We start from the raw sequence: 24,697 nt of genomic DNA, 5'->3' as shown, positions 1-24,697 counted from the left end.
GAAGCCCAACCGGGCGGCGACCTCCAGCAACGCCTCCACGGCCGCCGCGGGACCCAGTCGGCGGTGCTCGATCCGCTCGGCGAGCGCCGCCACCCCGGCCGCGAAAGCGGGATCGGTGTGCACCTGTTCCACCGCCTGGCGAATCCGCTCGGCGTCGTCGGTGACGTCGATCGCGACACCCGCGCCCTCGTCGGCGATCCCCCGCGCGTTCGTGGCCTGCTCCTGGCTCCGGGGCACCAGGACCATCGGCACCCGCGCGGCGATCGACTCGAACACCGAGTTGATCCCGCCGTGCGTGATGAACACCGCGCTGCGGTCGAGCACCGACAGCTGGGGGACGTAGCGGTGCGCCACCACGTTGCCCGGCAGGGCGCCCAGCGCGGCGGGGTCGGTGTGCGCGGTGGACAGGACGACGTTCCACGACGAGTCGGCGAAGGCGCGGACGACCTTCCGGAAGAACTCCTCCCCGCGGGTGAAGAAGGTCCCCGTGGAGACGTACAGCAGCCGTTCCCCGTGCTCCCAGGGCAGTTCCACGGGTTCGTGGTGGTCGTCGGTCTTGCGGAGCGGGCCGACCATCCGGTAGCCCTCGCGGAACATCTGCGGTTCCGGTTGCAGCTCCGCGATGGAGTTGACCAGGCCGACCTCGGCCCGGGGCGGCACCGACCGGATCGCCGGGATGAGGCGGGGACCGAGGCGCAGTCGGCGGGCGACGCCGGCCGCGCGGCGACCCATCCGCTTGCCCACCTCGAAGACGAACAGCTCCTCGTTGAACGCGTGGCTGGCGAACAGCACCGCGAAAGGCGTCCCGGACCGGTCGGCGGCCTCGATCGCCCAGCGGGCGCCGATGTCGGCGACCAGGATGGTGCCGGGTTCGCGCGCCAGCAGGCGGGCCACCTGGTCGACCGAGCGCTTCATGCTCTGCCGGAGTCGGCGGATCTCGCCGATCTCCCTGGTGACCTGGCGCGCCGTCGTCCGGTCCGGGATGTGCCTGCGCACGGCGGCGTCGATGGGGGCCACCTCGACGCCCGCCGCGGTGAACGGCGCCGCGAACTCCGCGTTGACCGCCACCGTGGCCGCGACTCCCGCCGCGCGAAGACCCTGTGCCAGGGCGAGCATCGGAGCCGCGTGCCCGTGGGCGGGCAGGGGCACCAGGACGAACCTCACCATGCTGATATCCCTCGCGTGCGGGCGAATGGCCACTGTGGACAGGTGAATTCAGCGTATCCGACGTGGGTGGCCGGAAAAATGCACCAGATGACGCCCTTCCCGCGCGTTCGGCGGACACGGAACCGGTGCCGCGGCCGCACCACATTAAGGCCGACGTTAAACACCGCCGCGCTGAAGCCTCGCCGTTGACGCGGTTTCCCCGGGGTCACTACCTTCCTGTTGTCGCGGCCGACGGACACTCGCACGGGGGGCACAACGGATGCAGAGACCCCCGGGAGTCACCCGGCAGGACCGCACCGCCGTGCTGTCCGCCTTCCCCGGTGCGGCCGGGGCCCCGGTGCGCTGGACCGGAGCACGGGTCCACGTCCAGGTCGCGGTCCTCTGCGGCCGGACGCTCCGGATCCTGGTCAACGACCCGCAGCTGGTCCTCTTCAGCCTCGCGCAGCCGTTGATCATGCTCACCCTCTTCAGCCAGGTGTTCTCCAGCATCGCCAACACCGCGAGCTTCCCGCCCGGCGTCTCCTACGTCGACTACCTCATGCCCGCGATCCTCGTCACCACCGGCATCGGCTCGGCCATGCAGTCCGGGGTCAGCCTGGTGTCCGAAATGGACAACGGGTTGCTCAAGCGCCTGCGGGCGATGCCGGTCGCACCGCGGGCCGTGCTGGTGGCGCGCAGCCTGGCCGACGTGATCCGCACCGCGGTGCAGTTGGCCACGCTCACCGTGGCCGCCACGCTGCTGTTCGGCTTCCGCCCCTCGGGCGGGGTGCTGGGCACGGTGGCCTCGGTCGTGCTCACCCTCTACGTGAGCTGGGCGCTCACCTGGATCTTCCTGGCCCTCGCCGCGGTGCTGCGCAGCCCGGACGCCATGCAGATGGCCGGTTCCCTCGCCATGTTCCCGCTGATGTTCGCCTCCAGCGCCTACGTGCCCATCGAGGCGCTGCCGGACTGGTTGCGCGCGGTCGCGGTGGTGAACCCGCTGACCTACGCCGTGAACGCCGCGCGCGCCCTGACGATGAACACGCCGATCGGCGCCGAGCTGCTCGCCGCGTGCCTGACGAGCCTCGTGATCGCCGTGGTCGGCATGCACGTGGCGACCCGCGCGTTCCGGCGCCCGTGACGCGATGACCGCTCCGCCGAGCGACGGCCCCCGAGGCCGGAAGGGACCGCGCCCATGACCCAGCCCGTGATCGAGGCGCGGAAGATCAGCGTGTCCTTCGGCGCGGTCGTCGCGCTCGCCGAGGTCGACATCAGCGTCGAGCGCGGCACCGTGCACGGCCTGCTCGGGCACAACGGGGCGGGCAAGACCACCCTGGTCAACGTGCTCTCCACGCTCGTCGTGCCCACGTCCGGGGAGGCGACGGTCGCCGGGTTCGACGTGCGCGGCCAGGGGCACCTGGTGCGCGGCCGGATCGGCCTGACCGGGCAGTTCGCCTCGGTCGACGACAACCTGTGCGGCCGGGACAACCTCGTCCTGCTCGCGCGCCTGCTCGGCGCGAGCACCCGGCAGGCCAGGTCCCGCGCCGACGACCTGCTGGCCGTGTTCGGGCTCACCGCCGCCGCCCAGCGGGCGGTGCGGACCTACTCCGGCGGTATGCGCCGCCGCATCGACCTGGCCGCGAGCCTGGTCGGCAGACCGGAGGTGCTGTTCCTCGACGAGCCGACCACCGGCCTCGACCCGCCGGGGCGCCTGGGGCTGTGGCAGATCATCGAGGAACTGGTCACCTCCGGCACGACCGCCCTGCTGACCACGCAGTACCTCACCGAGGCCGACCGGCTCGCGCAGCGGATCTCGGTGCTGTCCCGAGGACGGGTGACCGCCTCCGGCACGCCCGCGGCCCTCAAGGCGCGGGTCGGCGGTGCGTCGACGCACCTGCGCCTGACCGTGCAGGCCGACACCGACCGCGCCGTCGAGCTGCTGGCGGAAGCCGGGTTCACCCCGTTCCCCCGCGCGGGCGACGGCTCGGTCGTCCTGCCCGCCACCACGCCGTCCGACCTCGCCACCGCCATCGTCGCACTGGAGCGCGAGCGGATCTCGATCGCCGGGATCACCATGGCGGAACCGACCCTCGACGACGTCTACCTCGCCGTCACGGACTCGCCCCACGACTGACCCGGCGCGCGCTCGGCCCGGAGCGGACGAGCGGGGCGCCCGAACGCAGGATTGTCAGCAGGTCCGCGATGGTGCCAGGCTCTTGTCGACGGGGTTGGGCGAGGACCGTTCCGCGTGTCCCCAACGCCATCGGGCGGGCCGTGGTGGACCGGGGCGCGGCATTTCGGGGCTGGAGGGGGACATGGTGGGTAGTCGGCTGCGAAGTGTGTCGGCGGCGTTCCTGGTCGGAACGGTGATCGCCGCGGTCACACCGGAGGTGGCACACGCGCAGGGGCGCGCGACCCACTACGCCACCCACACGCTCGCCTGGAACCCGAACCCCTCGATGCCGGTGTTGTGCATGCCCGCCAGGGCCATCGCCATCAACGCCGGCACCTACACGTGGGGCGCCTTCTTCGGTGGGGTGGAAAGCGACCTCACGAGCATCGACCTGATCGCGGAAGACTATTTCTGGGGCAACTGCCTGTACCCGAAGGACGGTTACTACCTCCTGGTCAGCTCACTGGACCCCGACGACCCCTTCCTGCAGACCGCGTACGCCAGGGCGACCGTCGTGATGTCGGCCCCGGACCGAGCGGCGACCTGGGGCACCTACCTCGATTCGTGACGCCGTGCTCGTCGATCAGGCCGCGGAGGACTGCTCGACGGCGTGTCGACGTGCGTCCCTGCTGTGCGCGAGCGGGATGGGAGGGGGAAGTTGTTCGAGGCCACGATCCGGACCGTGCGGCGGTTGGGGTGGACCGCGGTGCTCGTGCGCGGCCGGGACGACCTGGAGCACCCCGCCCGGCACTCCGTGCCGGAGGAGGTGGCCACGCAGGCGGTGCGGCGCCTGCGTCGCCGGGGGCTCGTGGTGCTGTCGTCGGGCGCGGTGCTGTTCACCGGGTTCGTCGTGGGCGCCACCCTGCTGGTCGGCCGGGCCGACGAGCTGCTCGCGACAGGCGGGACCACGCCGGGCGTGGTGGTCGGCACGGAATCGGGCTTCCGCGGCGCGGCCGGTTCGGTCGAAGTGCGGTTCGCCGTCGAGGGGGTGGAGCGGACCCGCTGGATGAACCTCGACGACACCAGCCCGGTGCTGGACGTGGGCGACCCGATCACCGTGTTCTACGACCGGCGGGACCCGGAGCGCATCGCCGCCCCGGGAGTGGCCAACGACCCCCTGCTGCCGTCCTACCTGACCATCGGCGCCTTCGTGGTGTCGGTGGTGCTGCTGCCCCCCGGGCTGATCGGGTGGACCAGGTGGAGCCGCCGCGCACGCGCCCTGCGCCGCCACGGTTGGCGCCGGGGGCACGTCGAGGTCCGGGACGGGCGGGGGCACCGCATCCGCTTCCCCGCGGACCCGCACCGCCGCGAGGTCACCGCGGTCACCACCCACCCGGTCGCCCACTCCATCCCCCCGGAGTTCCGCACCGGCGAAGTCCTCGTCGGTGGCCGTGGTCGACGCCTGACGCTGGTGTTCACCCTCGGTCCCGTCCTCGCCGCCGCGCGGGAGCGCCCGGACCGGGGCACGGGAGCAGACGTGGGCGAGCCGAGGCGGTCCTCATGACCGACCACCGCCGGCGACCCGTCGTGGGCCTGGTGAGCCGACCGGCTCGCGCGGTGGTCGGGTCCGTCCCCGTTCGCCCGCCTCGCCTACCGGTCCGGGGTCAGGGCCGCGAACGCCTCGTCGACCAGTGACCGCAGGTCGTCGGCGCCCTGACCCTCGACCCAGGCGGTGAGGGCGGTGGTGAGGGCCGCGGTGGCGGCTGCGGCGATCACGCGCAGCGCCAGGTCGACCGGTCGCCCCTCGCGTTCGGCGAGCGCGCCCGCGAGCAGTTCGCCGGTGGTGGCGCTGTTGCGCCACTGGCCGGCGCGCAGGGCGGGGGTGGTGACGATCAGCCGGGTCCGGGCGTAGACGGCGTCGAGGTCGCTTTCGAGCACCGCGTCCAACCCGGTGCGCAGCGCCGCGCGCAGGGCCTCCAGGGGCCTCTCGCCGGCGGGGCGGGCGCGCACCAGCCCGGCGATGAGCGGGTCGTGGTCGTCGTCCTCCACCACCGCTTCCTTCGTGGGGAAGTAGCGGAAGAAGGTCATGTGCGACACGCCCGCGGCGGCGGCGACCTGCTCGACCGTGGTCTGCTCGTAGCCCTGGTCGAGGAACAGCCGCAGCGCGTGCTCCTGGATGGTTCGGCGGGTGCGCGCCTTGCGCTGTTCGCGCAGCCCGCCCGCTGGTCCGCTCTGGCCGGTGGTCACCGGTCAAGCATGACCGCCAGCGCCCGGCGCAGCGCGGCCGGCTCCGGCTCGCCGCGCCAGGCCAGGTGACCGTCCGGGCGCACCAGCAGCGCGTCGCCGTCGCGCTGTGCCCACCGGACGTCGCCGAGCACGTCGCGCGCGACCGCGGCGCAGCCGTCGTCGCGCGGTGAGGCCAGGGTCCAGCCGAACCGGTCGGTCGCCGCGAACCCCGGCACCCGGTCGCCGACCCTGGGCCGTCGGCCGAACGGCGAGCGGGCGTAGCCGGTCTTCAACTGCGACGCCCGCTCCCAGAGGGCCTTCTCCACCGGTGCGAGGCCGAGCAGGCGGAACAGCACGCGGTCGCGCACCAGCCGCGCCGCCGGGGACTCGCCCAGCACGAGCCCGGTGAGGCCGCTGGTGGCCTTCAGCACCTCCTCGGCGACGGGGCGGCGTTCGGCCTGGTAGCCGTTCAGCAGTCGGTCGTCGGCACGGTCGGAGGCCACCAGGGCGAGCCGCCAGGCCAGGTTCTCGGCGTCGCCCAGGCCGGTGTTCATGCCCTGGCCGCCGAACGGGCTGTGGATGTGCGCGGCGTCGCCGGCCAGCAGCACCCGGCCGCGCCGGTAGGTCGCGGCCAGGCGGCGGTGGATGCGGAACACCGACACCCACGGCCAGTCCCCGTCGAGCCGGACCCGTGCGCCGACGTGCCGGTGCGCGGCGCGGGTCAGGAACCCCGGGACGTCCTGCACCGAGGTGCCCGGGGCGGGCGCCATGAACCGCCACACCCCGCCGGGCAGCGGGAAGGCCGCGAACACCTCCCCGCCGCGCACCCACACCCCGACCGAGTCGCGCGACAGCGGCAGCTCCGCCCGGACGTCGCCCAGCACGAAGCCCTCGACCAGCGGGACACCGGGGAAACCGATGCCGGCGGCCTTGCGGACCGCGCTGTGCGCGCCGTCGCAGCCGATCACCCAGTCCGCCGCCACCGGGCCGGTCGAGGTGGACAGCGCCACCCCGCGCCCGTCCTGGCCGAGGTCGGCGACCGCGGTGCCCCACTCCACCCGGACGCCCAGACCCGCCAGGCGTGCCCGCAGCCCGGCTTCGACCTCGGCCTGGGACACGAGCAGACCGGGGCGGCGGACCAGCGCGGTGGGGCGGCCGACCCGCAGTTCGCCCGAGCGGCGACCAGCGACGTGGACGACGACCCGGTGGATGCCGATCGACCGCTCGGGCAGGTCGCCCAGCGCGCCGAGCCGCTCCAGCACCTCGCTGCCGCGCGGCTGCAACCCCAGGGCGCGCGAGGTGGTCGCCGGCGCGGGCGCCGCGTCGACCACCCGCACCCGCACGCCGTGCAGGCGCAGCGCGCACGCCGCCGCCAGACCGGTGGGACCCGCGCCGACCACCACTACGCCCATGGGGCTTAGTGTTATCCGCTAACAGAAGTTAGTCAATAACACTTTCTTGTCAGCCGCCGACGTGGATGCCGGGGCGGCGGGCCGGGTCGGGTTCGTTGGTGCGGATGATCTCGCGGACCACCGGGGCGGTGTCGCCCCGGCCCAGCAGGAGGTAGCGGAACAGGTGGCCCAGGGGGTTGCCCTCGCTCCACGCGAAGTGGCAGTGGGGCCGCACCCCGGTGGTGTCGCGCAGCGCGAGCAGGATGGCGGCGATGGCGTTGGGCGCGGCGGGGCTCTCGGCGCGCAGCACCCGGTGCCCGTCGACCTCGACACCCCTGATCTTGAGCACGTCGCTGAAGCCGGAGGGGTCGACGACGTCGATCTCCAGGAACAGGACGTCGGCCGCGCCGGGCACGGGGTTGGCGCCGCGCTGCTCGGCCTCCTTCTCGGCGTACTCGGCGGCGTCGCCGGCCTGGCGGCGGTTGGCGATGAGGGTCAGCTCGCCGTCGTGGGCGATGGAGTCGGTGACGAACCGGCGGGCCGCCCCGTCGAACTCGATGTGCTCCACGCGCAGCTCGGTGGTGCGGCTGATGCGGGAGACCAGGGAGACGGCGATGATGCCGAGGATGAAGAAGAACGAGATCGTGATGCCGTCGGGCTTCTCGATCACGTTCTCCACCAGGGCGTAGAGCATGATCAGCGTCAGCACGGTGAAGGCGATCGCCGCCCGCCCGCGTCGGGCACGGGCCGCGGACAGGGTCACCGCGGCCGAGGCGGAGACCATCATCGCCAGGATGCCGGTGGCGTAGGCGCCGGCCTGGGCGTTGACGTCGGCCTGGAAGACCACGGTGAGCAGGACGCAGACGGCGGTGTAGACCAGCACGACCGGCCGCACGGCGCGCGACCACTCCGGGGCCATGCCGTAGGCGGGCAGGTAGCGGGGCACGATGTTGATCAGCCCGGCCATGGCGGAGGCTCCCGCGAACCACAGGATGAGGATGCTGCTGATGTCGTAGGCCGTGCCGACCCACTCGCCGAGCAGTTCGTGGGCCAGGTAGGCCAGGGCGCGGCCGTTGGCCTCCCCACCGGGCTGGAACTCCTCCACGGGTACCAGCACCGTGGTGACGAAACTGGTCGCGATCAGGTACACCGACATGATCACCGCGGCGGTGGTGAGCAGCTTGCGGGTGTTGCGGATGCGGCTCTCCAGCCGCTCGGCCTCCGTGCGGCCGTCGGCGGCCACCAGTGGCATCATGCTCACCCCGGTCTCGAACCCGGACAGGCCCAGCACCAGCAACGGGAACGCCAGGATCGCCGGTCCGATCACACCGAACAGCCCGCCGCCGCCGGAGGTCAGGGCGTCCAGCCACCGGTCCAGCGCGACCGGCTCCGCCACCACCTCCAGCACGCCGGCCACCACGACCACCGCGTTGAGCAGCAGGAACACCGCCACCAGGGGGATGGCCACCCCGACGGCCTCGCTGAAGCCGAGCAGGAACACCCCGCCCAGGACCAGCAGCAGCACGACCGTGACCAGCACCTCGTGGCCGTGCAGCGACTCCGGCACCCGCGGGTTCTCCAGCGCGTGCACCGACGCGTCGGCCGCGGACAGCGTGATCGTGATGATCCACGACGTGGCCACGAACCCGAGCAGCACCAGCACGAACAACTTGCCGCGCCAGAACGGCAGCAGGTCCTCCAGCATCGCCACCGACCCCTGCCCGTGCGGCGACTCGCGTGCCACCCGCCGGTACATCGGCAGCATCCCGAACAGCGTCAACGCCACGATCAGCAACGTCGCCAACGGCGAGATCGCCCCGGCGGCCAGCGCGGCGATACCGGGCAGGTAGGACAGCGTGGAGAAGTAGTCCACGCCGGTCAGGCACATGACCTTCCACCAGGTGTGGGGCTTGGCGTGCTGCTCGGCATTGGCCGGCCCCACCGGCTGCACCCGGTGCTCCAGCAACCACCGCCCCGACCGGGACGAGGGCGGGGTCGGTCGGACCGGACTGCCCACCCGTTCGGGGACAGCGAACTCCGGTGTGTCGGACATGCGGGGTCTCCTGTGGCGATCACTTCGTGGCGTACAGCATGCGGTCACCGCGCACCGCGTGCGCGGCGACGGACCGGCCGGCGCGGGGCCGCCCGGTCCGCGGCACGCCGAGGAGTCAACGTCCTGTCGGGTTCAGGTTTTGTGAGAACGGCGCTGTCGCGCGTAAAGATCGCGTCAAGACGCTCCGGGTTCGTCCGGGTATGACGTCGATACGTCCGGTTCGACCCGTTCGTGTCCGAGGGTGGCGTGCGCCCGGCACCCCGACCTCGTGCGGTCGGGGCGTCCGTTCACGGGGCGCACCGGTCGAGCGGCGAGCGCGAGGGGAAGGCGGTCACCGGGTGAGCACGTAGCCGTCGTCGGGGCGGTGGTCGCGGGAGCGTCGGAGGTCGGTGACGGCGAAGGTGCGTTGCACCCAGCGGTCGGCTCCGTCGTAGCGGGGGCGGAAGGGGGTGCGGCCGTGCACGGTGACCCGGTTGTCGATGACGGCCAGGTCGCCGGGTGCCAAGCGGCTGGTGCGGGCGGCGGTGTCGAAGGCGCGGGCGAGTTCGGCCAAGGCCGCTCCGGCCCGCGGGGTGACCGGTGTGGTGGCGATCTGCGCCATGCGCACGTCCGGGTCGTCCACCGCGCCCGAGAGCAGTGGTCGTGGCGCCCGGGCGGTGGTGTCGGTGCCGAAGGACGGCGGTGGCCGCAGGACGAACTCGGGCGCGAACAGCGCGTCCCTGGTGGCACCGGTCAGCAGCGGCAGCACCTCGCGCAGGCAGGCCGTGCGCAGGCCCGCTGTGCGGTCGTGGTCGGCGCGCAGGCACAGCAGCAGCACGTGGTCGGGCTCGTGGGGGTGGAAGGCGTTCTCGTTGTGGAAGGTCAGCAACGCCGACCCGGCGTTGCCGGAGAAGCTCTCCCTGCCCGGAACGGGGACGACGTCCTGGACGAGGGCCCCGGACTTCTCCGCCAGGTACGCGACGGGGTCACCGAGCCCGCAGGCCACCATGGTGAGCACCGCCGCGCCGACGGTGGGCTCCCGCTGCACCGAGTTCGGGGTGGAAGGGGTGGCGGGCAGGGCGGTCTCGTCGACCGGGAGCCCGTGGACGACCAGCACGCCGCGTGGACCCGAGTGCCGCCGGAACCGGCGCAGCCCGCGACGCAGGGACAGCGGGGCCTCCTCCCAGGCGTCCCGGGAGCGGGCGACCCACTCCGGCGCGTCCACCCCGCCCCGCCCGTCCGCGCACAGGGCACGGGCGAGCCGGTCGACCTCGGCGGTGTCGGACGGTGCCAGTTCCAGGTCGGTGGGGGAGGTGAGCCGGGACATGGGCGTTCACTCCTGGTTCCGGCGCCTGGCCGGGGTCAGCGCCGCAGGTCGGACACGGCGTCGGCGACGTAGTGGTCGCCGAAGCGGATCAGCGGCGCGTACCGGGCCGCCCGCCGGTGCCGCATCAGGCGCAGTTCGGCCACGGCGTTGTCCGGCCCGTCGGGGAGTTGGGCGATGCTGCGTTGCAGGCGCACCATCGAGTAGGCGAGCGTGACGTGCCGTTCGCTGTCGATCAGGTCGGCCTCGAGCAGCGCGTCCCGCGCGGCGGCGAGTTCCGGGTCGCGGGCGGCCAACCGCGCGTGGGGTTCGGGGATCACGGTGAGCAGGTCCTTCACCGCCGTGCGGAAGGTCCGGTAGCCGCGGTGCTGCCGCCCGCTCAACGGCCGCGCCACCTCGGGCGGACGCATGCCGGGCCGGACCGCGGCGGTGTAGTGCTCGACCGGGATCGTGGCGGCGTGGGTCATGGCCGCGGGAAAGCCGCGCACGAAGGTGGTGGCGTGCTCCAGCCGCCGCAGCGCGGCTCGGACCGCGCCGCGGCGCAGGTGGTGCGCGGCGTCGGTCACCGCGACCGCCGCGCAGACGTTGAACAGCACGTGCACCTGGTGGCCCACGATCCACCGGGCCGTCCACCGCTCCGCCAACGAGATCCCGTCGGCCGCTCGCGCGGTGGGGAACGGCTCGTCGGGAGGAGCGGCACGGTCGTCGGCTCCGGTCAGGTCGAGCACGGCCTGCGCCATGCCCGCGACCTCGACCGCCAGGTCGGCGCCCGACAACGGCGCCTCGCACAGGTCCCGCAGGCCGCGCTGCACGACGGCGGCGCCGTGCCAGGCGGCCTGGTGGTCGGACAGGTCCACCTCGCGCACGCGGAAGAACGACTGGCTGGTCGACCCGGCCGGGACGTCCTCGCCGACCACGCCCGCGCCTCGTGCGGACAGCGCCGCCACGAGTCCGTCCGCGACCGCCGAAGCCCTTCTCAGGGCGGCGGTGCGCTCAGCGGGACCGGCGTGCGTGGGCACCGCGGCCAGCACCGCCGCCGTCCGCCGCGCACCCGTGCGTGCGGAGAGGTCGAGCCTCGGGACGGTCCCGCCGGGGCGCGGGTCCCTGAACACGGCGACGGGCGGGTACCGGACGACCGCTGGTGGGTCCACGACCTCGAGTATCCCGGCCCGCGAATCCGGCGGGGCCGCCCGATCGGGTGGCCACCCTGCCGCCACACCGGCAATTCCCGGATGCCCGGGATGACGACGAGTCACCACTCCGGCCGGACCGCCGTCGACGGCGGTGTCAGCGAGCCGCCTGCGGTTCCGCGGCGCCGGCCTCGGCGCGGTAACGCCGACCCCATTCGTCGAGGCCCTCGACGATCTGCTCCAGCGAACGCCCCAACTCGGTCAACCCGTACTCGGTGCGCGGCGGCACCTCGGCGTGCACGGTGCGGTGGACGAGGCCGTCCTCCTCCAGTTCGCGGAGTTGCCGGGTGAGCATCCGCTGGGTCACCGACGGCATGGCGCGGCGGAGTTCGCCGAAGCGCAGCGGACCGGGGAGGAGGTACTTGACGATCAGCATCTTCCACTTGCCGCCGACGACGGCGAAAGCGACCTCGACATTGCAGAAATCGGCCACGTCGTCGATTTTCTCCCGGACCCGCACCCGTACCTGCCTCATGATCCGAGTGTAGCGCGGTGATTGCCGCGACCCCGGCCGTTCCGGTCCGCGGGTGTTCGTCGTGCCGCACGGGGTGCGCGGCCGTGCCGCTCCGTAATGAGAGGTGCCTCGGTTCGAGTGAGCGACGGCCACGTTCGGAGTAGGTTTCCGCTGTCGTCCGCCGTTCTCAATTCGGATGAGATTCGTTTCACACCGGTTCGGCGCACCGGTCCCGACCAGCGCGGGTATACCGGTTGTGACCTAGGCACAACCGGTTCACCACTTGACCCCCGCCGTGTTTTCGGTGAGAACAGGGCGGTGACTTCGATCAGTCCTTCCGCGGTGAGTCCCCCGCGAGAGGGACGGCGCTGGCTCGTCCTGGCCGTCCTGTGCACGAGCCTGCTGCTGGCCGGCCTCGACCTGACCGTGCTGCACGTGGCGGTGCCGGACGTCGCCCGGGAACTCGACCCGAGCGGACCGGCGCTGCTGTGGATCGTGGACGTGTACTCGCTGGTCGTGGCCGCGCTGCTGATCGTGTGCGGTTCGCTGGCCGACCGGCTGGGCCGCAAGCGGATCGCGTTGAGCGGGTTCGCGCTGTTCGGCGCCGCGTCGCTGACCGCGTCCTTCGCGCGGACCACGGAACAGCTGATCGGGGCACGGGCGCTGCTGGGCGTGGGCACCGCCCTGGTCATCGCCGCGACGGTGGCGATCATCCGCAACGTGTTCACCGACGACCGGGAGCGCGCCTTCGCCATCGGCCTGTGGACCGCCTCGCACAGCGTGGGCACCACCCTCGGCCCGCTGGTCGGCGGCCTGCTGGTGGAGCACTTCCACTGGAGCTCGGTCTTCCTGGTCAACGTGCCGGTGGTCGTGGTGGTGCTGGCCGTGGGCCTGTGGGTCATCCCGGAGTCGCACAACCCCGAGCCGCGGCGGTGGGACGCGTTGAGCGTGGTGCTGTCGGTGATCGGCCTCGGCGGGTTCGCCTACGGCCTGAAGCAGGCCACCGCGCCGGACGGGGTGACCCCCGCGGTCGTGGTCGGCGGCCTGGCCGGGACGGCGGTGCTGGTCTGGTTCGTGCTCAGGCAGCGGCGCATCGCGCACCCGCTGCTGGACCTGTCCCTGTTCCGCGACCGGCGGTTCAGCGTGGCGGTGGCGGCGGTGTTCGTGTGCTTCGGCTCGTACGTGGCGATGCTGTTCCTGCTGATGCAGTGGTTGCAGGAGTCGCGGCACCTGACCCCGCTGGCCGCGGGGCTCGCGATCGTGCCGCTGGCCGTCGCCAACGCCGTCGGGGCGACCACCGCGCCGTGGATCGCGACCCGGCTCGGGCACCGCGCGGCGATGAGCGCGGCGCTGGCGGTGTTCGGCGTCAGCCTGGCGGGCTTCGCCCTCGGCCCGGTCGAGGAGCACTACGCGGTCCTCGCCGCCGTCCTGGTGGTCGCCGGGTTCGGCGCCGGGATCATCATGACCACCGGCGCGGACTCGATCACGAGCGCGGTGCGGCCCGAGCGCGCCGGCGAGGCGGCGGCGATCCAGGAGACGTCGTTCGAGCTGTCGTCGGGAATCGGCATCGCGGCGCTGGGCAGCGTGGTCGCCCTGGTCTACCGGCTGTCGCTGCCCGTCCCGCCGTCCCTCGACCCCGAGCGGGCCACCGCCGCCCGCTCCTCCGTCGCCGCGGCGGAGCAGGCCGCCGCCGACCTGCCCGGACCCGAGGGCGCCGCCCTGCTCGCCTCCGCCGCGGAGGCGTACGGGCAGGGCGCCCGGTTCGCCTTCGGCGTCAGCGCGGTGCTGCTGCTGGGCATGGCGGCGCTGACGTTCGCGCTGCTGCGCGCCGGTCCCGACCGCGCGGTCCGCGCCTGACCCCCGGCGCACGCCCTCCCGCCGCCACCCCCCGTGGCGGCGGGAAATCGGCGTGCCCGGTTTTTGTTTCGTAGCCGGAGTTTGTTTTCACCCCAACGGTGGATGTCCGGTTTGTCGGGCGCCTGGTCAACTTTGAGGGCGAAAGTAATGTGCGAAACTAAACGCACGACTCATGCGACCGGTTCGACCTGCACCGAGGGGTAGATCGTGTCACAAGAATTCGGTAATGGCTCCGAAGTCCTGCGCGGACTGGACCTGTTCGTCGGGGGACCGATTCAACACGCGTTATCGCCGGACGGGTTCACGTCCGACCTGGAGAAAACGCTCGAACTCGTCATGGAAACGCTCCGGGGTTACGGGGCGAACATCTACTCCGCGCACACCGTCGAGCATTTCGGCGACCGCACCGCCCACTACACGCCCGAGCAGGTCGCCGCCCGCGACCTGCGCTGGATGTCCAAGTGCGACGCGTTCGTCCCCGTCCTGCCGGTGACCGAGGACGGCCTGCTGATGCGCACCGACGGCACCCACGTCGAACTGGGCTGGGCCACCGCGCTGGGCAGGCCGATCGTGCTGGTCACCCACCAGCCGATCGTCGAGTCGGCCAGCCACCTGCTCAAGGGGCTGCACCGCGTCGGTGACGTGCAGCTGCTCGACGTCGAACGGTTCGCGCGCACCCCGTTCCTGCTCGTCGAGCACGTCCTGCGCGCCACGAAGCGGCAGCGCGAAGCCGTGCGCAGCAGCGTCGTCTTCGCCCGCGCCTGACCGACAGCCGAGGAGAGGCGAACCGTGCACACCAACCACGAGGTCGACGTCCTGGGCCTGCGCCTGCGCACCCCCGTGGTCGTCGGCTCCGGCCTGCTCACCGACCAGGCGCGCAACATCCGCAAGCTCCTGGACGTCGGCGCGGGCGCGGTCGTGACCAAGACCATCCACCCGTCGCCGCCCCGCGACCTGGACGAGCGCATCCTGCGGTTGCCCACGGGGATGCTCAACAGCACCACCTACTCCAAGCGCCCGGTGGACGAATGGCTCGGTCACCTGCGCGACTTCGCCGGCGACGCCCTCCCCGTCATCGCCTCCGTGCACGCCGACTCGCCCGCCGAGCTGGGCGAGCTGGCCGCGGCCGTGGCGACCACCGGGTGCGGGGCGCTGGAACTGGGCATCTCCTGCCTCAACGAGGAGGACGGCCTGGAGGACACCCCGGAACGCGTGTTCGCGCACGCGACCGCCGTGCGCGCCGCGACGGCGATCCCGTTCTCGGTCAAGCTCGCCGTGGGCGAGGGCCTGCGCGACCGGGCACTGGCCGCGCTGGAGGGCGGCGCGGCGGCGCTGAGCATCAGCGACACCATCCCCGCCGCCGCCGTCGCGGCGGGCGGCGGCCTGGAACTCGGCGGCGTGTTCGGCTACTCCGGCCCCGGCATCAAACCGCTGGTCCTGGGGGCGATCTGGGCACTGCGGGCCGGGGGCGTCACCGCACCCGTGCTGGGCATCGGCGGCGTGCAGTCCGCCCGGGACGTACAGGACTACCTGGCCGTCGGCGCGTGCGCCGCGCAGGTCTACACCGCGCTGCACACCGACATGTACGGCACGCTCGACCGCATCGTGCGCGACGTGGCGGCGTTGCCGGGCGCGACGGCGGAGGTCGGTCGGTGAGCCCTCGCCGGGGGCGTCCGTACGCGGAGCTGGCCAGCGCCGAGGTCCACGACGCCGTGCGCGGCGCGACCCTGGTGTGGCCGATCGGCAGCACCGAGCAGCACGGCCCGCACCTGCCGCTGGCCGTCGACTCGCTGCTGGCCGAGGCGTTCGCCCACGACCTCGCCGCGCGGCTGGACGGCTTCGTCCTGCCCGTCGTCCACATCGGCGCCCGCTCACTGCCCCAGAGCGGGGGAGGGCTCGCCTTCCCCGGCACCCTCTACGCCACCGGCGCCGAGCTGATCCGCTACCTCGCGGCGGTGCTCCGCTCGCTGGCGCCGCTGCCGTTCGCCCGCCTGGTCGTGCTCAACGGGCACTTCGAGAACGAGGCGCTGCTGCTGGAAGCCGTGGACGAGGCGTGCGTCGCCGGCGCGCTGCGCGACCGCGAGGTGCTGGCGTTCAGCTGGTGGAGCCTCGTCGACGAGGCGTGGGCCCGCGAGCAGGACGAGCACTTCCCCGGCTGGCACGCCGAGCACGCCGGCCACACCGAGACCAGCCTCGTGCTGCACCTGCGCCCGGACCTGGTGCGGCGGGAACGACCCGACCACGAGAACCCGCCGCCCGCCGGTGTCTACGCCCACCCCCTCGACACCACCGTCGCGAGCACCGGCGGCGTGCTGTCGCGCACCTCGGCCGCCTCGGCGGAGGCCGGGCGGCGACTGTTCGACCACGTCGCCGAGCGGGCCGCCACCGAGGTCCGCCGCGGGTTCGGCCTGACCCGGCCCGCACGGGCGGGCGACTACGCCCGACCGCGCCCGTGACCGCGCCCGTGACCGCACCGGAAGGACACCACCGGCATGCCAACCCCTTTCCACCTGGCCTTCATCCTGAACTTCACCACCGACGACTGGCAGGGGCCCTTCGGCAACGGCGGTGACCCCTGGGACGGCGAGTTCCACATCGGCGTGGCGCAGGCGCTGGAGCGGGCCTGCTTCGACTACGTCATCATCGAGGACAAGCTGATGGTCCCCGAGACCTACGGCGGCAGCGCCGCGGCGGCGCTGCGCCAGGCCGCCATCGCGCCCAAGCACGACCCGGTGCCGCTCGCGGCGGCCATGGGCAAGGCCACCTCGGAGCTGGGCATCGTCGCCACCCTGTCCACCATGGCCTACCCGCCGTTCATGACGGCGCGCCTGTCCTCCACGATGGACAGCCTGCTGCGCGGCCGGTTCGGCTGGAACATCGTCACCAGCGCGGAGGACCTGGCCGCGCAGAACTTCGGCATGGACGGACTCCCGCCCCGCGAGCAGCGCTACGAGATGGCCGACGAGTACGTGGACCTGGTGCGGCAGCTGTTCGACTCGTGGGACGCCGACGCCGTCGTGCTCGACCGCGAGCGCGGCGTGTTCGCCGACCCGGACAAGGTGCGGCCGATCCACTTCCGCGGCAAGTACTTCGCCAGCCGGGGCCCGCTCAACACCGTGCCCTCACCGCAGCACCGCCCCGCGTTCGTGCAGGCCGGGGCCTCCCCGCGGGGACGGGCGTTCGCCGCCCGCAACGCCGACTCGGTCATCGCCATCGCCAACGGCCCCGAGGAGATGAAGCGGTTCCGCGACGACGTGCGGGCCAAAGCCGCGGAACAGGGGCGGGACCCGGACTCCGTCAAGGTGCTGTTCTGCGTCACCCCCACCCTGGGCGAGACCGACGCGGAGGCCCGGGAACGCCACGAGCGGATGGTGAACGCGCCGGGGTTCATCCAGGACGTCCTCGTCCAGGTGTCCGCGCTGACCCAGATCGACTTCGCCGAGTTCGACCTGGACCGGCCGCTGCCCCGGCGCCTGGAGACCAACGGCGAGAAGGGCACCCTCGACCAGTTCCAGCAGTGGGGCAGCGGCAAGACGCTCAGGCAGCTCGTCGTGGAGAACGCGGGCGGCCTGGTGTCCTCGGTCGAGCTGATCGGCTCGCCCGACACCGTGGCCGAGCGGATGGGCGAGGTGATGGCCGAGGTCGGCGGCGACGGGTTCATGCTCACCACGCCGCTGCTGCGCCTCAACCGCCGCTACATCGCCGACGTCACCGAAGGACTGGTGCCCGCGCTGCAACGACGCGGTCTGGCGCGCGACCGCTACGAGCCGGGGCGGACGCTGCGCCAACGGCTCCTGGAGTTCTGACCGTGACGGGCGCCCTGCGCGCCGCCGCGACGTCACCGCTGCGCGCCGCCGACTGGCGCGGTGACCCCCGCTACGGGTCGATCATCCCGGCGGCGGTGGTGGTGGTGCGCGGACCCGACGGCACCACGACGTTCGTCAGGCAGAAGGGAGGACCGTTCGCGGGGCGCTGGATGCTGCCCGGCGGGGGCGTCGAGCCCGGCGAGTTCGTCCGGGACGCCGCCGCCCGGGAGGTCTTCGAGGAGACGGGCATCAGCGTCGCGCCGCACCTGCTCGAACCGATCGGCAACTACGAGGTCGTCGCCGAGGCACCCGACCCCGGCGCCTACCACGTGCTGCTGTTCGCCTTCCTGGCCACCGGCTCCCACCTGCTGCCCGAGGGGTTCGTGGGCGACAACGGCGGCGGCGCGACCCAGGTCCGGCCGGACCGGCTGGACGTGCACTCCACCGACCGCCGCATCCTCGCCGACGCCGGCCTGCTCGTCGACGCGCACGGGACCGTCGACGCGGCGGTCGCGCGGGACCGGCTCAGGATCGAGGTGCTCAGGTGAAGGGGACCGCCGTGGACGACGACCCGCTGGTGCTCACCGTTCTCACCAGTAGCCTGCGCACCGGTCGCTTCGGACCGGTCGTGGCGGACTGGTTCCTGCGCCGGGCGCGCGAGCACGACGGGATCGTCGTGACGTGCGTCGACCTCGGCGAGGTCATCACCCCGCGGCTGTGGTCCGATCCCTCGCAGGGACCGAAGTGGCGACGCGTCGTCGGCGGCTCGGACGCCTTCGTCGTCGTGACGCCGGAGTACAACCACAGCTACCCGGGGCTGCTCAAGCACGCCATCGACAGCCTCGACCGGGAGTGGCACCGCAAACCGGTCGGCTTCGTCAGCTACGGCGGCCTCTCCGGCGGCCTGCGCGCCGTCGAAGCGCTCCGGCTCGTGTTCGCGGAGCTGTACGCCGTGTCCGTCCGGCACACGGTCAGCTTCCACGGCGGTCGGGCCTGCTTCGACGAGGAGGGCGAGCCGCTGGAGCGGGCCGCCGCCGACACGGCCGCGGTGCGCATGCTCGACGAACTGACCTGGTGGGCCCGCGCCCTGCGCACCGCCCGGTCGCACGGCCTGCCGGCCGAACCCCGCGCGGAGGGCGTCATCGCCGGCTGAACCCCCGGACCGGCGTTCCCCCAGTCGCCCGGTCCGGAACCGCGGAGCCGGTCGAGTCGCCCCGGTGTGCGACTCGGCCGGCTCCGCCCTCGTCGGTGTGCCGCTCCACGGGGCTCCTCAGCGCGGCGGGACGCGCGCCTCGGTCCACGCCCGGTCGAGGATCTCGTCCACGGTCTCCTCGGGGGTCTGGTCGGAGGTGTCGAGCCAGAGGCCGAGGCGCGGCGTGTCGTTCCGCAGGCCGCGGTCGAGCAGGTCGACGGTCCACTCGTCGTAGGTGTTCTTCGCCCGGCCCGCCTCCCGGGCGGCGACGGCCTCGACCCGGGGGGCGAGCACCACGACCAGCAACGGCCGCTGCCGGATCAACCGGACCACGTCGGCGAGGTGGTCGCCGAGGATGACGTCCTGGGCGACGACGGTGAACCCGTCCCGGAAGTAGGCGTCGGCGGTGGCCGCCGTCAGCCGGTAACGCAGCCGCAGTTGCCGCACCGCCTCCTCGGACGGTTCGGGGGTCATGTCCGCCCGGCCGTTGACCACCATCCGCCGGAACAGGTCACCCCGCAGGTGCACCGAGCGCGGCAGGCGCTCGGCCAGCAGCTGCGCGACGGTCGACTTCCCCGCCGCCTGGATGCCGGTGATCAGGATGACGGCCCGCTCCGGTGCCGAGGTCATGGGTGCGCGTCCTCCCTGGCCCGTCGGCCGACGTCGACGGCGCAGGCGGTCCGGTCGCCGAGGGGGTCCCCGGCGGCTCGGCTTCGATCGTCCCACGGTCGTCCGGAGCCGGGTCGGCCACGGGCGCGGCAAGCCGACGGCAACCTTCCGCCAGCCCCGCGGCAACCGCGCGGTCCTCTGCTGTGTCCCGCGGCCCGGACCACCGGGCCAGAGAGGTGGGACACGATGAGAAGGGAACACCTGCCGGCCCTGTCGATCGGGGTGCTGCTGCTCGCGGCACTGGCACCGGTCGTGACGGCGTCGGCGGCCGAGGCGGAGGACCCGTGCGCGGACCGCCCGGCGACCGAGTTGGACCGGCGCGGCGACTGGCGTTGCGTCGGGTTGGCCAAGTACACCGATCCCAACGCCCAGCCGAAGGTCGCCGCGCTCAGCGACGACGACGCCAAGCGGCTCGACACCACCCGGCCGACGAGCTGGGAGCTCGGCGTCGCGATCTCCCCGGACGGCCGGCTCTACCGGCAGACCGCGCTGTCACCGACGGGCCCGCAGGAGGTCCGCCCGCACAACCCGACACCACCCGACCAGGACCCGGAGGGCGAACCGAAGCCGGGGACCACGAGCACCGCCGAGGGCGGGGTCGGCACCCGGACGATCATCGGCGCCGACAACCGGGTGCTGCGCCCGGTGACCACGGGCTACCCGTGGCGGACGATCGGCTCGATCCTGGCCCCCGGCGCGAGCACCTCGAACTGCTCGGGGTCCCTGATCGGGCCGCGGCACCTCCTCACCGCCGGTCACTGCATCCACCCGGGCGGCGGCGGCGCGGGCGCGGGCTGGTACCCCAACCGCAAGGTGGCGCCCGGCCAGGACGGGATCGGCGTCTTCCCGAACGGCCTCAAGAACAGCCACTGGTACTTCAGCGTGAGCGGGTGGTACGACTGGGCCGACCCGGCCTACGACTACGCGATGATCGTGCTCCAGGACCTCGACTCCACCGCGCACCTCGGCTGGCTGGGGTGGCGTTCCAGCGGGCACGCGGGTGACCACTGGACGGCCGGCTACCCCGGCTGGTCGTACCAGTGCGCCGCCTCGCCCTCGGCCGACGGCCAGTGCGACAACTACCAGTACGGCGGCGACGGCACGGCGCAACTGGTGCTGGCCAGGCAGATCAGGACCAGCGTCGACGTCCAGAGCGGCCAGAGCGGATCGCCGGCCTACAAGTACAACGGCGGCGACCGGCGGGTGATCGGGGTCGTCGCCTACCACGGCAACTGGGCCACCAGGGTGACCCCGGCCAGGTCGAACAACTTCTGCGACTGGATCCACGCCTTCCCGAGCGCGTTCAACGACCACCCCTGCGAGTAGGAGTCCGGCTGCCGAGGGCCTTCGCGGGCCCTCGGCAACCCGACGGCAACCGGCCCCGGCTACCAAGAGCGCACACGTGACGAGACGGAGGATTCATGCGCACGATGGTGAACGCGGCGATGGTGAACGCGGCGGTGGTCGCCGTGCTGTGCGTCGCACCGGCACCGGCGGTAGCGGCGGCGGCCGAGGAAGGCGACCCGGCGACGGGGTCGCTCCAGGTGGTCGGCTCGGTCCTGGAGTTCAGGGCGTCCGACGGGGTCGCGAACGACGTGGAGACCTGGCGGTTGAACGCCACCCAGATGGCCGTCATCGACATCGGTCCGCTCGACGCCCGGGGCCGGAGTGCGTGTCCGGTCTGGACGACGACTTCCCGGACATGGTCACCTGCGACATCTCCGGGGTGACCTCGACCCTGCTGGACCTGGGTGACCTGGACGACCGGCTGCTGGTGCGGGACCCGATGTCGGTGCTGGTGACGAGCGGTAGCGGCGACGACGTGCTGTGGACCTGGTCGGGCAACGACACCCTCAAGGGCGGGCCCGGCGCCGACTTCCTCGACAGCGGGCCCGGGAACGACCTGCTGCTGGGCGGCACGGGCGCCGACGTGATGGCCGGCGGCCCCGGTGTGGACACGGTCAGCTACGCCGACCACCTCGTGGGCGTGAACGCCGACGCCGACGGCCAGGCCGAGGACGACGGGCAGCCCGGCGAGGGCGACACGATCACCACCGACGTGGAGAACATCTCCGGCGGCCCGGCCGCGGACTTCCTCGGCGGCAACGGCGGGGCGAACGACCTCCTCGGCGGTGGCGGCGACGACCTGCTGTTCGGCTACGGCGGGGTCGATCGCCTGCACGGCGGTTCCGGCTTCGACCTCCTGGACGGCGGCACCGGACCGTCCGGAACCGCCGAGTCCGACCTCTGCGACCCCGGTTCGCAGGGCGGCCGGCTCGTCGGCTGCGAGCGGACCCGCTGAGGGGTTCGGCATCGGCGGTATCAGCCGCGGGCCTGCGGCCTCCTCCCCCCGAGGACTCCGGAGGGGGCGCCCGCGGACATGTTCCCCGACACGTTCGACATCCGACTGCTCGGCCCGGTGGAGATCACCGGGCCGGGTGGTCCGGTGGCGCTGGGCAAACCGCGGCAGCGGACCCTGCTCGCCCTGCTGGCGCTGCGCGCCCGGCACGTGGTGTCCCGCTCGGCGCTGATCGACGCGCTGTGGGACGAGCGGCCACCTCGTTCGGCGGTCAAGACGCTCAACGCGCACGTCGCGCACCTGCGCCGGGCGCTGGGCGTCGCGGGGCTGGGTGCGGTGATCGGCACCCGGTCGCCGGGCTACCTGCTCGACGTGCCCGTCGAGCACGTCGACGCGCACCGCTTCGACGCGTTGCTCCGGTCGGGCCGCACGGCGTCGTCCCCGGAGGAGGCGGCCCGGGCGCTGCGCGCCGCGTTGGAGCTGTGGCGGGGTGACGTGCTCGCGGACTGCGCGGTGGGCGAGTGGGCGCGGGCCGAGGCGGCGCGGCTGCGGGAGGCCCGGCAGTACGCGGTGGAGGAGCTGTGCGGTGCCGAACTCGCGTTGGGCGGGCACGCCGGGGTGGCCGTCGAGCTGGAGCCGCTGGTCGCGCGGTACCCGCTGCGGGAACGGCTGTGGGAGCTGCTGATGCTGGCCCTGTACCGGGGCGGGCGGCAGGCCGACGCGCTGGCCGCGTACCACCGGGCGCGGACCGCCCTGCTGGCGGAACTGGGGGTGGAGCCGGGATCGGCGTTGCGCCGGCTCGAAGCCGCGATCCTGGCGGGCCGGGAACCGCGGGCACCGTGGGAGCGGACGCGCCACGACCCCGTGCCCGCGGCCGTGCCCGCGCCGTTGACCGGTCTGATCGGCCGGGACAAGGACGTGGCCGAGCTGACCGGCCTGGTCGCCGAACGCCGGCTGGTGACGCTCACCGGTGTCGGCGGCTGCGGCAAGACCCGGTTGGCGATCGCGGTCGCCGCCCCGGTCGCCCACGGGTTCGTCGACCTCACGGCGGTGTCCGACCCGGGGCTGGTGCCGCGGGCGGTCTGCGACGCGCTGGGCGTGCGGGGCGATCCCGACGTGACCGCGCTGGCGGGGCAGCTGCGCGACCGGGAACTGCTGCTGGTGCTGGACAACTGCGAGCACCTGGTGGACGCGTGCGCCGGGCTGGTCGAGGAGCTGTTGCGGTCCTGCCCGCGGCTGCGCGTGCTCGCCACCAGCCGGGAGTCGCTGACGCTGGTCGGCGAGGTGGTGTGGCCGGTGGCGCCGCTGCCGGTGCCGACCCGTGCCGCGGCGACGTTGGCCGAGGTCCGTGACTTCGACGCGGTGCGGCTGTTCCTGGACCGGGCCGCGCTGCCCGCCGTGCGGGAGCTGACCGACGCCGACGCGCCCGCGCTGGCCGCCATCTGCTCCGGGTTGGACGGGCTGCCGCTGGCGCTGGAACTGGCCGCGGCCCGGACGGCGGTGCTCACCGTCCGCGAGATCGCCGACCGGCTCCGGGACCCGGCGCTGCTGCGGGCGCACCGGCACCCGGACCGGCCGCACCACCGGGCGTTGGACGACGCGTTGGCGTGGAGCTACGACCTGCTCGACCCGGCCGGCCGGTCGCGGTTCCGGAGGCTGGCGGTGTTCGCGGGCGGGTTCGACCGGGCGGCGGTGGAGGCGGTGTGGCCGGAAACGGCCGGGTACGCGGTCGACGTGCTGTCCGACCTGGTGGCCAAGTCGCTGGTGATGGTGGACCGGCGGCGGGGTCGGGCGCGCTACCGGTTGCCGGCGACGATCCGCCACCACGCCCGGGAAAGGCTGGCGGGGGAGGCCGCCGAGGAAGCGGAGACCCGGCGCCGGCACGCCGAGCACTACCTGGCCCTGGCGGTCGAGGCCGACCGGGGGTCGCGCGGGCCGGGTTCCGCCGCGTGGCTGGACCGCCTCACGGTCGACGACGACAACCTGCGGGTGGCGTCGGAGCACCTCGCCGGTACGCCGGGTGAGCTGCGGATGGCCCTGGCGCTGGCCCGGTACCGCCGGTCGCGCGGGCGGTACCGGGAGGGGCGGAGTTCGCTGTCGGAAGCGCTCCAGCGGTGCCCGGACGCGCCGGCGGTGGAGCGGGCCCGGGCGTTGTCGTCGGTGGCGTTCCTGGCCTACTTCGAGGGTTCCTACGGTGTGGCGGCCGACTTCGCCCGCCGTGCCCTGTCCGCACACGGGGAGCTGGCGGACCGGCAGGGGATGGCGCGGAGCCGGCGGCTGCTGGGCTCGATCGCGTGCGAGCGCGGTGAGTACCGCGCCTCCATGGGCTGGTACGCCGAGGCGCTGGCGACCTACGAATCGGTGGACGACGAGTCGGGGCGGGCGGACGTCGTCCAGATGAGCGGGTTCGCCTCGTGGCTCGCCGGTGACCTCGCGGGCGCGGAACCCCTGCTGGAGAAGGCGCTGCGCGACTACGGGGCGTTGGGCGACGCCGAGAACGCGTCGTCCACGCGGGTGCACCTGGCGGCGGTGTCGCTGTACTCGGGGGACCTGACGCGGGCGCGGGTGTTGGCGGGGCAGGCGTTGAGCCACTTCGTCGAGCTGGACTTCCGGGAGGGGATCGCCTGGGCGCACAACATCCTGGGCCTGGTCTCGTTGCGGGAGGGCGGGGACGCGGTGCCCGCGCTGCGGGCCGGGCTGCGGGTGCACTGGGAGGTGGGCGACCGGTGGCGGCAGGCGAGCGTGCTGGAGGCACTGGCGGCGGCGCACGTCGACCGGCCGCTGCACGCGTACCGCCTGCTGTGGCTGGCCACCACGATCCGGGAGGAGCTGGGCGTGCCGGTGCCCGCGCAGGAACGGGCTTGGCTCCAGCAGACCCGGGAGACGCTGTCCCGGCGGCTCTCGTCGGCCGAGCGGTACGCCGTCACCCAGGAGACGGCCCTCTCGGTGGCGGACGTCCTCGCTTGACCCGCCGGTGTCCCGCACCCGACGTTCGTCG

The 24,697-nt window shown here is 73.5% G+C and carries 23 protein-coding genes; 15 read left to right on the top strand and 8 right to left on the bottom strand.

Annotated features, from left to right (window positions below):
- On the bottom strand, positions 1-1,167 hold a 1,167-nt coding region (locus tag ACR807_RS24385; protein ID WP_438923721.1), incomplete at its 3' end, for a nucleotide disphospho-sugar-binding domain-containing protein.
- A gap of 259 nt (positions 1,168-1,426) precedes the next feature.
- On the opposite strand from ACR807_RS24385, the gene ACR807_RS24380 reads away from it, so the two are divergent.
- The 4 genes from ACR807_RS24380 to ACR807_RS24365 all read left to right on the top strand — a co-directional run bounded on the left by ACR807_RS24380 (position 1,427) and on the right by ACR807_RS24365 (position 4,823).
- Complete coding sequence (locus tag ACR807_RS24380) at positions 1,427-2,287, top strand: ABC transporter permease (RefSeq protein WP_438923720.1); 861 nt, start codon at positions 1,427-1,429, stop codon at positions 2,285-2,287.
- Positions 2,288-2,341: 54 nt separating this feature from the next.
- Positions 2,342-3,280, top strand: coding sequence for an ATP-binding cassette domain-containing protein (locus ACR807_RS24375; RefSeq protein WP_438923719.1), 939 nt, complete (start codon positions 2,342-2,344; stop codon positions 3,278-3,280).
- Positions 3,281-3,485: 205 nt separating this feature from the next.
- Positions 3,486-3,887: a hypothetical protein gene (locus ACR807_RS24370; protein WP_438923718.1), complete on the top strand. Its 402-nt coding sequence runs from the start codon at positions 3,486-3,488 to the stop codon at positions 3,885-3,887.
- A 90-nt stretch (positions 3,888-3,977) separates the two neighbouring features.
- Positions 3,978-4,823 (top strand): DUF3592 domain-containing protein, encoded by an 846-nt coding sequence (locus tag ACR807_RS24365; protein ID WP_438923717.1) that lies wholly within the window; start codon positions 3,978-3,980, stop codon positions 4,821-4,823.
- An 86-nt stretch (positions 4,824-4,909) separates the two neighbouring features.
- Here ACR807_RS24365 and ACR807_RS24360 read toward each other — a convergent pair whose 3' ends face one another.
- From ACR807_RS24360 to ACR807_RS24335, 6 genes are all read right to left on the bottom strand, one after another.
- Positions 4,910-5,506 (bottom strand): acyl-CoA-like ligand-binding transcription factor, encoded by a 597-nt coding sequence (locus ACR807_RS24360; RefSeq protein ID WP_438923716.1) that lies wholly within the window; start codon positions 5,504-5,506, stop codon positions 4,910-4,912.
- A complete protein-coding gene (locus ACR807_RS24355) occupies positions 5,503-6,897 on the bottom strand; it encodes an FAD-dependent monooxygenase (protein ID WP_438923715.1) in 1,395 nt (464 codons plus the stop codon). The genes ACR807_RS24360 and ACR807_RS24355 overlap by 4 nt, the downstream gene beginning before the upstream one ends.
- A gap of 49 nt (positions 6,898-6,946) precedes the next feature.
- Positions 6,947-8,929 (bottom strand): amino acid transporter, encoded by a 1,983-nt coding sequence (locus tag ACR807_RS24350; protein WP_438923714.1) that lies wholly within the window; start codon positions 8,927-8,929, stop codon positions 6,947-6,949.
- A gap of 331 nt (positions 8,930-9,260) precedes the next feature.
- Complete coding sequence (locus ACR807_RS24345; protein ID WP_438923713.1) at positions 9,261-10,235, bottom strand: TauD/TfdA family dioxygenase; 975 nt, start codon at positions 10,233-10,235, stop codon at positions 9,261-9,263.
- A gap of 35 nt (positions 10,236-10,270) precedes the next feature.
- Entirely contained in the window at positions 10,271-11,383 is a 1,113-nt protein-coding gene (locus ACR807_RS24340) for a 3-methyl-L-tyrosine peroxygenase-related protein (RefSeq protein WP_438923712.1), read from the bottom strand.
- 136 nt (positions 11,384-11,519) lie between these two features.
- Entirely contained in the window at positions 11,520-11,897 is a 378-nt protein-coding gene (locus ACR807_RS24335) for a winged helix-turn-helix transcriptional regulator (protein ID WP_438923711.1), read from the bottom strand.
- Between the two features lie 321 nt (positions 11,898-12,218).
- Here ACR807_RS24335 and ACR807_RS24330 point away from each other — a divergent pair, with 321 nt between their 5' ends.
- The 7 genes from ACR807_RS24330 (at position 12,219) to ACR807_RS24300 (ending at position 18,692) form a co-directional block, all read left to right on the top strand.
- Positions 12,219-13,733: an MFS transporter gene (locus ACR807_RS24330; protein WP_438923710.1), complete on the top strand. Its 1,515-nt coding sequence runs from the start codon at positions 12,219-12,221 to the stop codon at positions 13,731-13,733.
- 207 nt (positions 13,734-13,940) lie between these two features.
- Positions 13,941-14,498, top strand: a complete 558-nt coding sequence (locus ACR807_RS24325; protein WP_438923709.1) for a nucleoside 2-deoxyribosyltransferase — start codon at positions 13,941-13,943, stop codon at positions 14,496-14,498.
- Between the two features lie 24 nt (positions 14,499-14,522).
- Positions 14,523-15,389, top strand: a complete 867-nt coding sequence (locus ACR807_RS24320) for a beta/alpha barrel domain-containing protein (protein WP_438923708.1) — start codon at positions 14,523-14,525, stop codon at positions 15,387-15,389.
- Positions 15,386-16,189: a creatininase family protein gene (locus ACR807_RS24315; RefSeq protein WP_438923707.1), complete on the top strand. Its 804-nt coding sequence runs from the start codon at positions 15,386-15,388 to the stop codon at positions 16,187-16,189. Before ACR807_RS24320 ends, ACR807_RS24315 begins: the two co-directional genes overlap by 4 nt.
- 36 nt (positions 16,190-16,225) lie before the next feature.
- The gene (locus tag ACR807_RS24310; protein WP_438923706.1) at positions 16,226-17,539 is read left to right on the top strand and encodes an NtaA/DmoA family FMN-dependent monooxygenase; all 1,314 of its coding nucleotides are present in this window, start codon (positions 16,226-16,228) and stop codon (positions 17,537-17,539) included.
- A 2-nt stretch (positions 17,540-17,541) separates the two neighbouring features.
- On the top strand, positions 17,542-18,087 hold the full coding sequence (locus ACR807_RS24305; protein ID WP_438923705.1) for an NUDIX hydrolase: 546 nt from the start codon (positions 17,542-17,544) through the stop codon (positions 18,085-18,087).
- The gene (locus ACR807_RS24300) at positions 18,084-18,692 is read left to right on the top strand and encodes an NADPH-dependent FMN reductase (RefSeq protein WP_438923704.1); all 609 of its coding nucleotides are present in this window, start codon (positions 18,084-18,086) and stop codon (positions 18,690-18,692) included. The genes ACR807_RS24305 and ACR807_RS24300 overlap by 4 nt, the downstream gene beginning before the upstream one ends.
- Positions 18,693-18,809: 117 nt before the next feature.
- Here the strand turns inward: ACR807_RS24300 and ACR807_RS24295 are convergent, their stop codons facing one another.
- Positions 18,810-19,361 (bottom strand): AAA family ATPase, encoded by a 552-nt coding sequence (locus ACR807_RS24295; RefSeq protein ID WP_438923703.1) that lies wholly within the window; start codon positions 19,359-19,361, stop codon positions 18,810-18,812.
- Positions 19,362-19,586: 225 nt separating this feature from the next.
- Between ACR807_RS24295 and ACR807_RS24290 the strand changes: the two genes are divergently transcribed.
- The 4 genes from ACR807_RS24290 (at position 19,587) to ACR807_RS24275 (ending at position 24,666) form a co-directional block, all read left to right on the top strand.
- Positions 19,587-20,726: a trypsin-like serine peptidase gene (locus ACR807_RS24290; protein ID WP_438923702.1), complete on the top strand. Its 1,140-nt coding sequence runs from the start codon at positions 19,587-19,589 to the stop codon at positions 20,724-20,726.
- 95 nt (positions 20,727-20,821) lie between these two features.
- The gene (locus ACR807_RS24285; protein WP_438923701.1) at positions 20,822-21,130 is read left to right on the top strand and encodes a hypothetical protein; all 309 of its coding nucleotides are present in this window, start codon (positions 20,822-20,824) and stop codon (positions 21,128-21,130) included.
- Positions 21,073-21,702 (top strand): calcium-binding protein, encoded by a 630-nt coding sequence (locus ACR807_RS24280; protein WP_438923700.1) that lies wholly within the window; start codon positions 21,073-21,075, stop codon positions 21,700-21,702. The genes ACR807_RS24285 and ACR807_RS24280 overlap by 58 nt, the downstream gene beginning before the upstream one ends.
- 78 nt (positions 21,703-21,780) lie before the next feature.
- Positions 21,781-24,666, top strand: a complete 2,886-nt coding sequence (locus ACR807_RS24275) for an AfsR/SARP family transcriptional regulator (RefSeq protein ID WP_438923699.1) — start codon at positions 21,781-21,783, stop codon at positions 24,664-24,666.
- Positions 24,667-24,697: the final 31 nt, after the last annotated feature.

Source organism: Saccharothrix sabaoui (assembly GCF_051756985.1).
Classification (GTDB): domain Bacteria; phylum Actinomycetota; class Actinomycetes; order Mycobacteriales; family Pseudonocardiaceae; genus Actinosynnema.
This window is presented reverse-complemented; position numbering and strand designations above follow the sequence as displayed.

Excerpts from the sequence above, each read along its gene's own strand:
- ACR807_RS24290 (WP_438923702.1), top strand. The coding sequence starts at position 19,587 with ATGAGAAGGGAACACCTGCCGGCCCTGTCGATCGGGGTGCTGCTGCTC.
- ACR807_RS24355 (WP_438923715.1), bottom strand. The coding sequence starts at position 6,897 with ATGGGCGTAGTGGTGGTCGGCGCGGGTCCCACCGGTCTGGCGGCGGCG.
- ACR807_RS24380 (WP_438923720.1), top strand. The coding sequence starts at position 1,427 with ATGCAGAGACCCCCGGGAGTCACCCGGCAGGACCGCACCGCCGTGCTG.
- ACR807_RS24285 (WP_438923701.1), top strand. The coding sequence starts at position 20,822 with ATGCGCACGATGGTGAACGCGGCGATGGTGAACGCGGCGGTGGTCGCC.
- ACR807_RS24345 (WP_438923713.1), bottom strand. The coding sequence starts at position 10,235 with ATGTCCCGGCTCACCTCCCCCACCGACCTGGAACTGGCACCGTCCGAC.
- ACR807_RS24335 (WP_438923711.1), bottom strand. The coding sequence starts at position 11,897 with ATGAGGCAGGTACGGGTGCGGGTCCGGGAGAAAATCGACGACGTGGCC.
- ACR807_RS24350 (WP_438923714.1), bottom strand. The coding sequence starts at position 8,929 with ATGTCCGACACACCGGAGTTCGCTGTCCCCGAACGGGTGGGCAGTCCG.
- ACR807_RS24375 (WP_438923719.1), top strand. The coding sequence starts at position 2,342 with ATGACCCAGCCCGTGATCGAGGCGCGGAAGATCAGCGTGTCCTTCGGC.
- ACR807_RS24310 (WP_438923706.1), top strand. The coding sequence starts at position 16,226 with ATGCCAACCCCTTTCCACCTGGCCTTCATCCTGAACTTCACCACCGAC.
- ACR807_RS24275 (WP_438923699.1), top strand. The coding sequence starts at position 21,781 with ATGTTCCCCGACACGTTCGACATCCGACTGCTCGGCCCGGTGGAGATC.
- ACR807_RS24295 (WP_438923703.1), bottom strand. The coding sequence starts at position 19,361 with ATGACCTCGGCACCGGAGCGGGCCGTCATCCTGATCACCGGCATCCAG.